Consider the following 13,734-nt stretch of genomic DNA (forward strand, 5'->3'; position numbering starts at 1 on the left):
TTTGGTTTTATCCTCTTAGCTCTGCGCCGGCATTTTCTTTAACGGCCTCAAGCACTTTATCATGTGCTTTTGTAATGTCCTCGTCCGTCAGTGTACGTTCCGGGTCGTAGTATTTCAGTGAGTAGGCAATGGATTTCTTGCCTTCCTCCATTCTTTCACCTTCGTATAAGTCGAAGATGCTTACTTCTTTCAGAAGTTTGCCGCCGGCTTCTTCAATAATATCCTGAATGTCCCCGGCTTTCGTAGCTTGATCCACAACGAGCGCGATATCGCGTGTGGTTGATGGATAGCGCGGAATCGTTTGGTACGCTATCGGCGCGACTTCTGCTTCGGCTAATGCTTTTAAGGAAAGTTCGAAAATGTATGTTTCTTTAATATCCAAGTCTTTTTGGACAGTTGGGTGCACTTGGCCGATAAAGCCAATTACTTCACCATTCAATAGTACTTCCGCTGTCCGTCCTGGATGCATGTCGTTGATTTCCGCTTGGCGGTAACTGATTTGATCAGCTAATCCAAGTGTGTCGAATAATGCTTCGATCACGCCTTTGGCTACAAAGAAATCCACTGGTTTCTTTTCACCCTGCCATAGATGTGACTCCCATAGGCCGGTGATTGCTCCAGCAACATGTTCTTTTTCTTCAGGCAGTTCTTGTTCGGCACGCTTAAAGAATACCGAACCGATTTCATACAGTGCCAGTGAATCAATTTGGCGGGCATTGTTATATTTCACGACTTCCAGCAATTGAGGCACGATGCTTAAACGCAGCTGGCTTCTTTCTTCACTTATTGGCATTGCCAATCGAATGGATTCTCTTGCTTCCAATGCGAATTGGGATGCTTTTTCCTGGCTTGTCAGTGAATAGGTCACTGCTTGATAAAGGCCTGCGCCTTCAAGTGTACGGCGTGCCTTCCGCCGTTTAATTTGATAGTCTGTCAATTGTCCTGGGTTAGCAGAACCGATCGGCAGTGTAACGGGGATGTTATCATATCCATATAAACGTGCAGCCTCTTCGACTAAATCGGCTTCAATCGTAATATCACCACGGCGCGTCGGGACAGTGATCGTGAATGTTTCATTGTCAAGTTCCACGCCGAATTGCAGACGTTTGAAGATTGACTCGACAACTGATACGGTCATGCTTGTTCCAAGGAGTGTGTTGATTTTTTCAAGCGTGATGCTAATGACCGCAGGTTCCATTGACAATTCGTCAACTTCTGCTGCTCCTTGTAAGACTGTTCCGCCTGCATATTGTGCAATCAATTGTGCAGCACGTTCCCCTGCTTCACGAACACGTGCCGGGTCGACGCCTTTTTCAAAGCGGGCACTGGCTTCACTGCGTAATCCATGGTCCTTTGAAGCTTTGCGGACCACTGTACCTGCAAAATATGCACTTTCAATAATGATGTTCGTCGTATCATTTTTGACTTCGGAATCCGCTCCGCCCATCACACCAGCAATCGCAACAGGCTCGCTGCCATTCGTGATCACTAAATGGTCAGGTGTCAAAGTGCGTTCCGCTTCATCCAATGTTACGATTTTTTCAGCATCCTTCGCTCTGCGGATGACGATTTCCTTTGAACCAAAGCGGTCATAATCAAAGGCATGGAGCGGTTGGCCGTATTCAAGTAAAATGTAGTTCGTGATATCCACCACATTATTATGAGGTCGGATACCTGCAGACATCAACCTAGTCTGCATCCAAAGCGGTGAGGGTCCGATCTTAACATCCTTGATGATTTTAGCCATGTATATCGGGTTATCTTCTTTCGCTTCCACTTTGACACTGATATAATCAGTTGCTTTTTCAGCTGCCTCTTCTTTCTCGACTACCGGCCATTTCACTTCCCGGCCTAGAATGGCTCCCACTTCGTATGCAACACCAAGCATACTCAAAGCGTCGGAGCGGTTTGGAGTCAGCCCAAGTTCCAGCACTTCATCACTTAAACCAAGTTCCTCCAATGCATCTTTCCCTACTTCCACATCATTAGGGAAGACGAAGATTCCTGTAGCATAATCCTTGGAAACAAGCTTCGATTCGAAGCCCAATTCTTGAAGCGAGCAAATCATTCCGTGCGATTCTTCTCCGCGAAGTTTCGCTTTCTTGATTTTGAAATTACCTGGAAGGACTGCGCCAACAGTAGCGACTGCGACTTTTTGGCCCTTATCGACATTCGGTGCCCCGCAGATGATCTGAACGGGATTTTCTGCCCCGATATCAACTTGGCATTTATTCAATTTATCCGCATTTGGATGCTGTTCACGTTCTAAGACATGCCCGATGACGACCCCTTTTAGCCCTTCACTTTTCTTTTCCACCCCTTCAACCTCAATGCCGCTTTTCGTGATTTTGTCAGCTAGCTCCGTCGCATTGATGCCTGAAAGGTCAACATAATCTTGTAACCATTTATATGACACAAACATGGTAGGTCCTCCTTTTTAAAATAAAAATTTATGCTTCGTGATGGTTGAATTGTTTTAAGAATCGAACATCATTCGTATAGAAATGACGGATATCGTCCACACCGTACTTCAACATGGCAATCCGTTCCACGCCCATTCCAAATGCGAATCCAGAGTATTTCTTGGAATCGAAGCCAGCCATCTCAAGGACGTTCGGATGAACGATCCCAGCGCCAAGCACTTCGATCCAGCCTGTTTTTTTACATACGCTGCAGCCTTTACCGCTGCAGATTTTACAAGAAATATCCACTTCGACGGAAGGCTCAGTAAATGGGAAGAAACTCGGACGAAGACGGATTTCACGGTCTTGACCGAATACTTTTTTCGCAAATACGTCTAGCGTTCCTTTCAGGTCGCTCATGCTGATGTTCTCATCGATGACCAAGCCTTCAATTTGCTGGAATTGATGGGAGTGTGTCGCATCATCGTTATCCCGGCGATATACTTTTCCTGGGCAAATGATTTTAACAGGGCCTTGACCTTTATGTTTTTCCATCGTTCTGGCTTGAACAGGTGAAGTGTGCGTGCGCATCAGGATTTCATCCGTGATGTAGAAGGAGTCCTGCATATCACGTGCCGGATGGCTTTTTGGCAAGTTAAGTGCCTCGAAGTTGTAGTAGTCGCTCTCGACTTCAGGACCTTCCGCAACCGTATAACCCATCCCGATGAATAAGTCTTCGATTTCCTCCACGATTCGTGTTAATGGGTGAAGATTCCCCTTGTTTACCGGACGTCCTGGAAGTGTGACGTCAATCGTTTCAGTTGCTAGCTTTGCATTGACTGCCGCGGTTTCAAGCGCTTTTTGTTTCTCCTCGATCTTTGTTGCGATCGCTTCACGTACTTCATTGGCTAGTGCCCCGATTTTCGGGCGTTCTTCGGCAGATAATTTACCCATGCCGCGCAATACCTCAGTGATTGGCCCTTTTTTCCCTAAATAAGCAACACGGACTTCATTCAGTTCTTTTAATTCGGAAGCGGCGGCAACTTTTTGCAACGCTTCTTCCTGCAGTTCTAGTAAACGTTCCTGCATCATGTCTTCCTCCTTTATTTTCCTTTTGTAAAAATGAACACAAAAAAACCTCGATCCCTAAAGGGACGAGGTTTATGTATCGCGGTACCACCCTTATTAGTGCACAAACAAAAAAACTTCTGCACTCACTTCATTAAAAATAACGGCTCTTCACCGGAACATTTTTCGGACATTCTGTCTTCCCAATGCCAACTCGAAAGGTGAATTCACTTAAGCAGTGCCATAAAAATGCTTTCAGTCAAGGCATTTTCTCCCTGGATATGGTTAACTTAAAGCTACTACTCTTTGTCATCGTTGTTTTCATTATAAAATTCTGTTTTATTATATTATAATTCTTCGGCCGTTTCAAATCGATTTTCGTAAATGGTACATTAAAATCCCGGCAGCGATCCCCACATTCAAAGATTCACTTTTTCCGTAGATGGGAATATAGAGGTTTTTAGTCGTTTTCTCCAGTAATTCCTTCGATACTCCTTGGCCTTCATTACCGACCAGCAGGGCAAATCGGGAAGACTTTTCCACTTCTTCAAATGGCGATGCCCCTTCTAATGCCGTGCCATAAACCGGTGTGCCGCTTTGCTTCAGCCCATCGATGATTTCGGATAGGTTCCCTTTAATGACAGGCATATGGAAGAGGCTCCCTTGCGTCGAACGGACCACTTTGGGATTATACAAGTCAGCACACCCTTCCCCAAGGATGACCGCATCGATTCCCGCTGCATCCGCTGTCCTGATCATCGTTCCAATATTCCCAGGATCTTGGACGGCATCGATCAACAATAATTTCTCCGGATTGATGGAAGCCATGCTCGTTGATTTCTGTTCACAAACCGCAGCAATTCCCTGCGGGGCTTCGGTATCGCAAATCGCCTTCATAATATCATTTTTCACATAAATGAGTTCTGTGCCTTCCACCTTAAAATGGGCAGGCATTTCAGTTTCTTCATTGATGATCACTTCCAAGACGATTTCTTCCTTTATAGCTTCTTCAACTAGGTGAAAACCCTCGACTAAATATTTACCTGTTTTATCTCGTTCTTTTTTCGTCAAAAGTTTTTTCCATTGCTTAACTTGCGGGTTTTTTACGGATTCGATATATTTCAAGGGTAAACGCTCCTTTAACTTCACACTGATTTTCCTATTATAACGCAATTCACATACATATTGCATGCAAGTTTGTGAAATGCTATTAATGTCAGTCATTATGTGTTAGAGGAGGAATAATTATGAATTTAAACTTACGTAATGCGATCATCCAAAATGTATCTGGAAATACGCAAGAGCAGCTGGAAGACACGATTGTCGATGCCATACAAAATGGCGAGGAAAAAATGCTTCCTGGATTGGGAGTATTATTCGAGGTCATCTGGCAAAATTCATCTGAGCAGGAAAAACAGGAAATGATCACTGCCCTCGAATCAGGATTAAAAAAATAACAGCCTTCAAAGGCTGTTATTTTTTTAATCTCGCCTCGCCAGCCTTCAGTTCTTCGATGGAGACTTCTTCATCAAGCAGCAAGATGAATTTCCTTGCTTTCACTTCTTCAAGCATCGCTTTTGTCTCAGCAAAAGAGTAGCCGTATTTCGTGAAAAAGCTGCGTAAATCTCCAGATCCTTCATCCGTGAAGTAATGGAAGATTTTTAAAAAAAGAGTGTCCTCCTTATCCTGATTGGCGATGATCAGTATATCCGTATGTTCATTTCCAAGCTGCACATAATTTTTTATATCAGCTGCCACTGTCATTTGGGTGCCAGTTACGCCTTTTGCTTTTAAGTCTGAAATTGCAGCAAGTAGTTCCGGATTAGAGTCAAAAACACCATATACGTTTTTTTCCATGTTTCTCCCCCTCCTTGTTACTCTACTTAAAATAAAATTCCTTTGTCATTATACCTTGCAGCTTTATCAATAAACAAGCAAATAGTCTATGGAGACGAACAAGGGAACCCTCTGCCTAAAGGGTTTTTTTAAAATAAACACGCTGTAGCAAACTCTGCAGTTTTATTAAAAAACGTTGCAGTTGATTTCAGAAATCCGCTCCCTTTCCGCCAACTGTCTGCCAAGCCACTTCAAAAAGCGGCTGCGGTGGCTCGGCTAGCCAGTAATCCGGCAGGAGTGCCGCACATTTCTTCAATCCAATAACGACTACAGTAAGAAAACAAACAAAAACAGCCTTATGCAGGCTGTTCTTGTTGCGTATCACAGATTGTCGGTATTGATTCGATTTTTAATGTATTCATCTTGTAAGCCTTCCTCTTGCTGTCCGCTGGCTGTCGGGCCCGCGGTCCGATCCAGTGATCCTTGAGCGTCCAGGTTTTTGTCAGCATCGTCTGCAAACGGGTCGCTTGCCAGTGTTCCTTCATGAATCCCTGGTTTTTGCTTCTTGAATTTTTCTGTGGAATTCCCCCAGATTTCCCTTTCTTGAGCTCGCTTCATATCCAGCTCTTCATTTTCATAGATATTGGCGGAATTTCCGTGAAGCTCTTCGCTTCTTCCTGGCTGTGCTTCCATTTCCCTTGTTTGATAGGCATTCGCGGTTGTTTCCGGAAAAAGGTTCGGGTCCGGATTGTTCACCACCCCTGTTTTAAGCGGATTCTCTGCAGGTGCGTCCGTATCCTCGATGCGATTGGAAGTTATGTTCTCTCGTGCTGTTATGGTTTCCGATTCATCTAAAAGAATGAGGAATTTTCCGGCCTCCACTTCATTTATATAAGCGGTTGCTTCACTATCGGCAAGCCCTAACTCACCTAGACGGTTCCTTATATCTTCAGGACCCTCGTTCAGGAAAAAGTGTTTCATTTTATCAATGAAGGATTCCTCGGTAGAGTTAGTAACGACGTCGACATCCGGATCATGCTTTTCATTAACGAAATCCAAATCTTCTTTCTTATCAGCCATTACCGTTATATCCCCTTCATGAACCCCCTTTTCCTTGAGGGATTGTATAGCCTGGATCATTTCTCTTTCCGTATTAAAAACACCATATAATGTTTTTCCCATGCATCTTCCTCCTCCTTTTTCAGATATTTCTTCTTATGTGTATTTATACCCTGATGGGTGCCAATTAAACAAAAAGGTTGGCCTTCCCTAAGCTCGAACCTTTAATCAGCCTTTAAAAACCAAAAGGAAACCTGCAGTTTTAAAACTGCAGGTCATTTCCTTCACTCTTAGAAGCGGTCGGTTCTACGTTCAGTTGCCTTTTTCTCATTCACGATCGATTCATCTGTACTATCAAGCTGGATATCTTCCTTTTTAAGTGTATCCTGAACTTGTTCCGTTTCTTGTACAGCATGTTTCTTGATGACAATTTCATCGGTGACAACCGGTTTTTTTGAAACTTCCAGTTTTTCTTCAACAACCGGGATTCGTAATGTTTCCCCATCTTCAATGGTTCCGGTTTCCCGATTCGCTTCACGTCCTGAAACCGATCTATGCTCAACTGTCACTTCTTCGTGTTCAACAGGGACATTGATCGTTTTATGCTGTTCATTGACTTCTTTATTAATGACGACTTCTCCTGTCTGAACTCTTTCTTTGTCAATGTTCAGCTGTTCTTCCCGAAGTGTAAGTGTCCTTTCATCTTCTGGCAATTCACGGCCTTGTCCGTTGACTCCATAAACACCTTCTTTATTTAAAGCATCGGTTTTTTCCGTGCCATTATATAGTGGGTTGGTGGAGTTGGTATCAAGCCTTGTACCGGCAGTGTCCATTGTTCCGGTCGTGAATTTATCTCTTGCCGTTCCAAGATGGCCTTCACCTTCTTCAACCAGAACCAGGACTTTTCCATTTTCTACATCAAAGACATGTTCAGCCGCATCACTATTCGAAAGGCCTGCATTCGCCAATCTTGTTGAAAGGTCTGCCGTATCTTCCGGCATGAAGAAACGTGCCACCTTGTCCATAAACGATTCGTCGTTAGGAACATTCGTCATTGTGTGAACATCCGTTTCACGTTGATGGTTCGTGAAATCCAGTGTTTCTTCCTTATCTGCGACGACCGTAATATCGTCCCCTTCAAAGCCCTTTGCCTTAAGTGCATTAATTGCTTGGATCACTTCTGCATTTGATTCATATACTCCATATACTGTTTTATTCATTTTACATTCCTCCTTAGGTTTTGTTGTTTCGTTTAGTGGATGCTATATATAAACAATACCCGCCATTTTCCTAAGTAAACGAGGAATCCATATTTCATTTTTGTTATATCATTTACAATTCGTTCTCAGCACAGAACGCATTTTTAATTGAAATCCAAGCTTTACAAGGGTTTCCCCCAAATTTATAAAAATGTAATGTTTAACCAAATCCTGCCATTTCATTTTTTCATAAACTGCTTGTGATCTTTTTTCTTCTATTATAAAGCCACAGCCTTTATTAGCAGGTCCGCAATATGCACCGCTTTTGTGCATTCCCCCAAGTTTTCCCTTTCGATCCCCAATTGCATTTGCATCAGGCAGCCAGGGTTTGCCGTGACAACAATATCTGCCTGTGTCGATTTAGTGTGCTCCATTTTAGAGTCGAGAATGTTCATGGACATCTCTGATTCAACAATATTATATATCCCAGCTGAGCCGCAGCAGCGATCGGCATCCTTCATTTCCCTGAAATCGATTCCTTCTATTGATTGAAGGAGAATTCGCGGAGCCGAGGAGGTGTTCATCACATTCCGTAAGTGACAGGAATCCTGGAAAGTTACGGATTGAGCTGGCAGTTTCAGGCGAACTTTTTCCTGAAAACGCAAATCAACAAGGATCTGGCTGATATCTTTCAACTTATTTTTAAATGAGATTGCACGGTCGTGCCATTCCGGTTCATCTTGGAGCAGATGATCATAATCTATGAGAAAAGCGCCGCAGCCGCCGGCATTCGTAATGATATAATCAACTTCCTCCGTTTCAAAGGCTTCAATATTACGCTTGGCCAGTTGCTTTGCACCTGCTTTTTCACCACTGTGACCATGCAGCGCCCCGCAACAGGCCTGGGATTTCGGAATCACGATTTCGCAGCCGGCCAGCTGAAGAAGCTTAAGTGTAGCCTTGTTCGTTTCCAAAAACATCGTATCCATCAAGCAGCCGGAAAAGAAAGCCACCTTTTTGAGGGGGGTTCCGATAGCAGGCAGTTCGGTTGGCCGATTTTTCATTTCTGATTTTTTCGGGACTTTCGGCAGCACTTTTTCCATGGCTGCCAAATTATCCGGTAGCATGTTGAGGACTCCCGTTTTACGGGCCATGTATTGAAGGCCTGATTTCTGATAGAAGCCAAGCAAACTTGTCATGGTCTGCATTCGCTCCTGGTGCGGGAATAGTCCATTAAAAACGGCCTTGCGGATCGTTTTTACAGGGAAGCTGTGTTTTTTATTCTGATGGATGATATCCCTTGCTTCTTCAAGAAGATGTCCGTATTTCACACCTGAAGGGCACACAGGTTCACAAGCCCTGCAGCCGAGGCAAAGACTCAACGACCGTTCTACATCCCTATCTGGCTCAATTACGCCATCGGCCACCGCTTTCATAAGTGCAATCCGGCCCCTTGGTGAATGGGATTCCTTCAGCCCCGATTCTATGTATGTCGGGCAATGGGGTAAGCAAAAGCCGCAGCGCATACAATTCAACAATTCATCTTCATTCATTTTTTCCGCGAATTGAATGGCAATGGTTTCCCTTTCCTGAACTGTCGTCATGTAGAAACCACCACCCTTTTCCTGGTTTCCTTGGCAAATACTTTGCCGGGATTCATGATGTTATTGGGATCGAAAGCCTGTTTAATCGCCTTCATGGCATCAATCCCTTCTTTCTTCAGCTTCCATTCAAGATACGGGGCCTTCATCGCTCCTACACCATGTTCACCGGTTATCGTCCCGCCAAGGTCGATAGCCGCGGCAAAAATGTCGGCAAAAGCGAGCTCAACCCTATCCATTTCCTCATGATCACGAGCGTCGGTAATGCATGTCGGATGGAGGTTCCCATCCCCAGCATGACCGAACGTGCAAATGTCCACGTTATGCTTGTCAGCGATCTCATTAATCGCTCTAACCATTTTGGCAATTTCCGAGCGAGGAACGGTGGCATCTTCCAAAATGGTCGTCGGCTTGAGGCGTGCCAATGCGGAAAGTGCTGTCCGTCTTGCCGTTTTCAAGGCGACAGCGTCAGATTCAGTTTCGGCAATTTCCACGGAAACCGCCTTTTCCTCCAGACAGATATCGGCCATTCTTTTCATATCACGTTCCACCACTTCAGGCGGTCCATCCTGTTCAATCAGCAGGACGGCTTCCACATTGGTAGGTAAACCGATTTTCGCAAAGTCCTCAACCACGATCAACGTCGGCCGATCCAGAAATTCCAATGTCACAGGAATGATCTTATTTGAAATGATCTTAGCCACTGACTGGGCTGCAGCATCCAGGTCTTGATATAAGGCAAGCATCGTCTTAGTCGTTTCCGGCATTGGAATCAGCTTTAAGGTCGCTTCCGTAACGATGCCCAAGGTCCCTTCCGATCCGACAAAAAGTTTCGTTAAATCATAACCGGCTACATCTTTGGCAAGCTTGCCCCCTGTTCGAATGATGTCCCCATTTGGAAGGACCACTTCAAGCCCGATGACATAATCACGGGTGACTCCATACTTTAAGCCTCGCAGTCCACCAGAATTCTCATTAATATTGCCGCCAATCGTGGAGATTTTCATCGAACTTGGATCCGGCGGATAAAACAATCCCTTCTCTTCAACTGCTGAAATCAAGTCCAAAGTGATGAGCCCAGGCTGTACGGTCGCCGTTAAGTTCTCCTCATCTATTTCAAGTAATGAATTCATTCGATTGAATAAAAGGACAAGCCCCCCCTCTGTCGGGCATGTGCCTCCGCTTAAATTCGTCCCAGACCCGCGTGGAACGATCGGAACATTGTATTCGTTGCAAACTTTGACGATGGCTGCGACTTCAGCTGTGCTGCCCGGTTTGATGACAGCATCCGGCATCGCTTGAAACCCAGGCGTTGCATCATATGAATAGACTAGACATTCCACTTTCGAGTCATCGTAATTCTCCTGACCGACGATGGTAAGAAGCAGCTGCTTAACCTGCTTTGTTAACATGTACATCCTCCTCATATAAACATAGGAAATTCTAGATTTTTAATATGATGTAAGTATAAGAAAAAAACACTCGGCCTTCTATGTATGAACATATAAAGTTTTGAGCTTTACATAGAATTAATTTGTATGTTTATCCAATACACTTACTGCTAAATACATCGTGACTAAATCGGCTAGCTTCCTAGGATTCAGCCGGGTCAAATCCTCTATGCGCTTGAGCCTGTAATGGAGGGTATTAATATGGATATGCAGGGCTCTAGCCGTCTCTTTTAAAGATAGATCACATGCAAAATACATGGTAAGGGTTTTAAGCAGCTCCTCATTAGGAAGCAACTCCTGAATCGTCCGGGATAAATATTCCTGTCTTGTTTCAGCGGTAACTTCATCAAGCAGGACCTCAAGTTTCAAGTCCTCGTCAAATATGATACCTGATGAAGAAGACGCGATTTTCAAGGAACGTTCCGCTTTAAAAAACGCTGGCCTGAAAGCGGATCCTGATGCACGTGAACTAACTCCTGCACACACTTTATAACCCGAACTCTCTTCCAGCTTTTTTTGCAGTTTACTTAGTTTCATATATTGCTGGTTTTTTGAACCGATGAAATCGGCCATTGAAAGAATGACGAACCGGTTCCTCCCCCAACGTACTGCGATGTCATTGGGATGCTGCTGTCTTATGAATATCTGAAGCGTTCTCCATACATGAGGTTCAATGATTTCCTCCGTCTTGAATTCACCAAGGGTGATGATCCGGTCCGCATGAACATCGACCCCAAGTAACTTGGCCTTCTGAAGGAAGTGCTCATTGAACGTCTGCAGCTGATGCCATTCAAACACAAAGAATTCCATCAGACGTGATTGGGATTCTGATTGTTCAATATGATAGCTTTCCTGAATGAACATCTCCGTCATCTTTTTTAATAGTTCCGCATAAGGGGAAACATGTTTGGGGTCACCTGTAATTCCAATGACACAAACGGCTTCCTGATTAAAGAAAATAGGCAGGTTTATCCCTGCCTTCACTCCTTTCCAACTTCGTTCATCCTGTTTATTGATGATCAATTTCTCACGATTGTTGAAAGCGTGGATGGCTCCTTCATGAAAAGATCCAATACGGCTGCCATCGGTGCTGGCGATAATCATGCCAGCATGATCAATAATGATGATCTCCTCATCAATCAGTTTTCGAACCTCATGCACCAATTTTCCTGCAACAGCTGCCAATTGCATGATATGTCCTCCTTTTTTGAATGGACTTGAAAATATTTCGAGGCTCCCCGATGAAAAAGGGAGCCTCATTCTACTTATGGAATCATCCAGGAAAGGACGCCATTTTGCAAGAAGGTAATCACACAAACAAGCAGCAATAAAAATAAGCTATGTTTAAGCGTGAATCTCAATAATTCCGATTCCCTGCCCGCCAATCCTACGGCAGCACAAGCTATCGCTATCGATTGGGGGGAAATCATCTTTCCGGTGACCCCTCCGGAAGAGTTCGCCGCCAGTGCCAGGACCGGTTCCATCCCCACTTTAAGCGCAGTCACTTTCTGCAGACTGCCAAATAAGAGGTTGGCTGATGTATCCGATCCGGTAATGAACACACCCAGCCAGCCGAGAACAGGTGCGAAGAAAGGAAATAAATCACCCGATTTTGCCAGGGTCATCCCTAATGTTGTCGACATGCCTGAAGCATTCGTCACATAAGCAAAAGCGACCACGGTAGAAATCATCAAGATTGGTTTGGCCAACTCTTTCATCGCTTCAACAAAGGTGCCATAAAAGTCTTTTGCAGACATGTGTGCGATGAACTTCGTTACGATGGCAGCCAGTAAAATGGCCGTCCCGGCCGCTCCGAGCAATTCTATTTTATAGAAAGCCGCAATCGGCAATCCATTGCTTCCGATTATCTCATTATGCAGACCTGGCACTTCGATTTGGAAGGTTAATAGTTTCCCGATTTCATTGATTCCGCCAAGCAGCACATTGTTGCCTTCATAATGTCCGGATAGTGCCGGCTTTATTGGGTTCATCCCCCATATTGTGATGAAAAGCGTTAACAGAAGGAATGGTGACCAAGCATGGAATATCTGCCATTTCGTGTATTTTGTTTCCGTTTCGGCTGTATATAATGGTTCGACAGCAGCTGCCGTTTCCTCTGATGCAAAGCGAAAGATCGTTTTAGGTTTCCAGAATTTAAGGAAAATCGCCAAAGCAAACAGTGACACTAACGCGGATAGGATGTCGGGTAATTCGGGCCCAAGAAAATTCGAACTTAAGTATTGTGTGATGGCAAAGGAAATTCCGGAAACCAAAATTGCCGGCAAGACCTCAAGCGACCTCTTCCACCCAGTCATGATTAAAATGAGATAAAGCGGAATGAAAGCCGAAAGGAATGGCAATTGGCGGCCGACCATTTTGGAAATCTCCATGGCGGCTATGCCAGTGGGGCCTTCCATGGCGATGATCGGTATTCCAACCGCCCCGAATGCTACCGGAGCGGTATTCGCGATCAAACAAATCCCGGCTGCATATAGCGGGTTAAAGCCGAGACCGACTAAAAGCGCGGCTGAAATGGCGACCGGTGCTCCAAATCCCGCAGCACCTTCTAAAAAGGCCCCGAAAGAAAATGCCACCAATAATGCCTGGAGGCGCCGATCTTCCGTAAGCGAAAGCACAGAAGAACGAATGATATTGAATTGTCCGCTTTTAACAGTCATCTTGTACAAAAATACGGAAGTGATGATTATCCATCCGATTGGGAGCAGCCCATATACGCCTCCTTGTGAAGCGGACATCACTGCTTTTCCTGCAGGCATCCCATATATCAATACAGCCACTGCAAGAGCTACAAGCAACGTGGTTATACCTGCCATGTAACCTTTCATGCGTTTGATGGTAAGCGCCCAGAAAAAGTAAAGAATTGGAATGAGTGCGGCAAGAGATGATAAAACTAAATTATCGGTGATCGGCGTAAAGTTTTGTGTCCATGTCATTCATTTCGACTCCTTTTTCAATAAATTTTTTAAAAAATTCAGAAATTAAACGCTAATTGAAACCCCTTACATATTTAAATATTCAAAGTCATCAGATGACTTGATGAGTACTCATTTAAATTAAATGATTGAAAATATAAAATCAAGATTTTTTTTATTTTTTG

General features: G+C 44.3%; 12 protein-coding genes and 1 other annotated feature. Of the genes, 1 reads left to right on the forward strand and 11 read right to left on the reverse strand.

The window, feature by feature from the left end; all coding sequences use genetic code 11:
• Positions 1 to 7: 7 nt before the first annotated feature.
• The 3 genes from pheT to MHB45_RS16410 form a co-directional block, all read right to left on the reverse strand.
• Complete coding sequence (gene pheT, locus MHB45_RS16400; protein WP_340908012.1) at positions 8 to 2,422, reverse strand: phenylalanine--tRNA ligase subunit beta; 2,415 nt, start codon at positions 2,420 to 2,422, stop codon at positions 8 to 10.
• Between the two features lie 28 nt (positions 2,423 to 2,450).
• Positions 2,451 to 3,491, reverse strand: coding sequence for a phenylalanine--tRNA ligase subunit alpha (gene pheS, locus MHB45_RS16405; protein ID WP_053535889.1), 1,041 nt, complete (start codon positions 3,489 to 3,491; stop codon positions 2,451 to 2,453).
• A 58-nt stretch (positions 3,492 to 3,549) separates the two neighbouring features.
• Positions 3,550 to 3,792 (reverse strand) — a binding site (T-box leader).
• A 44-nt stretch (positions 3,793 to 3,836) separates the two neighbouring features.
• Positions 3,837 to 4,595, reverse strand: coding sequence for a TrmH family RNA methyltransferase (locus tag MHB45_RS16410; RefSeq protein ID WP_072273356.1), 759 nt, complete (start codon positions 4,593 to 4,595; stop codon positions 3,837 to 3,839).
• Between the two features lie 122 nt (positions 4,596 to 4,717).
• Here MHB45_RS16410 and sspI point away from each other — a divergent pair, with 122 nt between their 5' ends.
• Positions 4,718 to 4,927, forward strand: a complete 210-nt coding sequence (sspI, locus tag MHB45_RS16415; RefSeq protein ID WP_048678802.1) for a small acid-soluble spore protein SspI — start codon at positions 4,718 to 4,720, stop codon at positions 4,925 to 4,927.
• A 16-nt stretch (positions 4,928 to 4,943) separates the two neighbouring features.
• On the opposite strand, the gene MHB45_RS16420 is transcribed toward sspI, so the two are convergent.
• The 8 genes from MHB45_RS16420 to MHB45_RS16455 form a co-directional block, all read right to left on the reverse strand.
• Complete coding sequence (locus MHB45_RS16420) at positions 4,944 to 5,327, reverse strand: general stress protein (protein ID WP_048883514.1); 384 nt, start codon at positions 5,325 to 5,327, stop codon at positions 4,944 to 4,946.
• Positions 5,328 to 5,514: 187 nt separating this feature from the next.
• Positions 5,515 to 5,691, reverse strand: a complete 177-nt coding sequence (locus tag MHB45_RS16425; protein WP_153246103.1) for a hypothetical protein — start codon at positions 5,689 to 5,691, stop codon at positions 5,515 to 5,517.
• Positions 5,688 to 6,488: a general stress protein gene (locus MHB45_RS16430; protein ID WP_340908013.1), complete on the reverse strand. Its 801-nt coding sequence runs from the start codon at positions 6,486 to 6,488 to the stop codon at positions 5,688 to 5,690. Before MHB45_RS16430 ends, MHB45_RS16425 begins: the two co-directional genes overlap by 4 nt.
• 167 nt (positions 6,489 to 6,655) lie before the next feature.
• Positions 6,656 to 7,585: a YsnF/AvaK domain-containing protein gene (locus MHB45_RS16435; RefSeq protein ID WP_072273358.1), complete on the reverse strand. Its 930-nt coding sequence runs from the start codon at positions 7,583 to 7,585 to the stop codon at positions 6,656 to 6,658.
• A gap of 257 nt (positions 7,586 to 7,842) precedes the next feature.
• A complete protein-coding gene (locus MHB45_RS16440) occupies positions 7,843 to 9,168 on the reverse strand; it encodes a (Fe-S)-binding protein (RefSeq protein WP_072273359.1) in 1,326 nt (441 codons plus the stop codon).
• A complete protein-coding gene (glcD, locus tag MHB45_RS16445) occupies positions 9,165 to 10,577 on the reverse strand; it encodes a glycolate oxidase subunit GlcD (protein WP_072273360.1) in 1,413 nt (470 codons plus the stop codon). Before glcD ends, MHB45_RS16440 begins: the two co-directional genes overlap by 4 nt.
• Positions 10,578 to 10,694: 117 nt before the next feature.
• Entirely contained in the window at positions 10,695 to 11,807 is a 1,113-nt protein-coding gene (locus MHB45_RS16450) for a PucR family transcriptional regulator (RefSeq protein ID WP_048681214.1), read from the reverse strand.
• 74 nt (positions 11,808 to 11,881) lie between these two features.
• Positions 11,882 to 13,570 (reverse strand): L-lactate permease, encoded by a 1,689-nt coding sequence (locus MHB45_RS16455; RefSeq protein ID WP_072273361.1) that lies wholly within the window; start codon positions 13,568 to 13,570, stop codon positions 11,882 to 11,884.
• Between the last annotated feature and the right edge of the window lie 164 nt (positions 13,571 to 13,734).

Origin of the sequence: Peribacillus sp. FSL K6-5616, assembly GCF_038008245.1 — a bacterium.
In the GTDB taxonomy this organism is placed as follows: Bacteria; Bacillota; Bacilli; order Bacillales; family DSM-1321; genus Peribacillus; species Peribacillus frigoritolerans.

Excerpts from the sequence above, each read along its gene's own strand:
- MHB45_RS16440 (WP_072273359.1), bottom strand. The coding sequence starts at position 9,168 with ATGACGACAGTTCAGGAAAGGGAAACCATTGCCATTCAATTCGCGGAA.
- MHB45_RS16430 (WP_340908013.1), bottom strand. The coding sequence starts at position 6,488 with ATGGGAAAAACATTATATGGTGTTTTTAATACGGAAAGAGAAATGATC.
- glcD (WP_072273360.1), bottom strand. The coding sequence starts at position 10,577 with ATGTTAACAAAGCAGGTTAAGCAGCTGCTTCTTACCATCGTCGGTCAG.
- MHB45_RS16455 (WP_072273361.1), bottom strand. The coding sequence starts at position 13,570 with ATGACATGGACACAAAACTTTACGCCGATCACCGATAATTTAGTTTTA.
- pheS (WP_053535889.1), bottom strand. The coding sequence starts at position 3,491 with ATGCAGGAACGTTTACTAGAACTGCAGGAAGAAGCGTTGCAAAAAGTT.
- pheT (WP_340908012.1), bottom strand. The coding sequence starts at position 2,422 with ATGTTTGTGTCATATAAATGGTTACAAGATTATGTTGACCTTTCAGGC.
- MHB45_RS16450 (WP_048681214.1), bottom strand. The coding sequence starts at position 11,807 with ATGCAATTGGCAGCTGTTGCAGGAAAATTGGTGCATGAGGTTCGAAAA.
- sspI (WP_048678802.1), top strand. The coding sequence starts at position 4,718 with ATGAATTTAAACTTACGTAATGCGATCATCCAAAATGTATCTGGAAAT.
- MHB45_RS16420 (WP_048883514.1), bottom strand. The coding sequence starts at position 5,327 with ATGGAAAAAAACGTATATGGTGTTTTTGACTCTAATCCGGAACTACTT.
- MHB45_RS16435 (WP_072273358.1), bottom strand. The coding sequence starts at position 7,585 with ATGAATAAAACAGTATATGGAGTATATGAATCAAATGCAGAAGTGATC.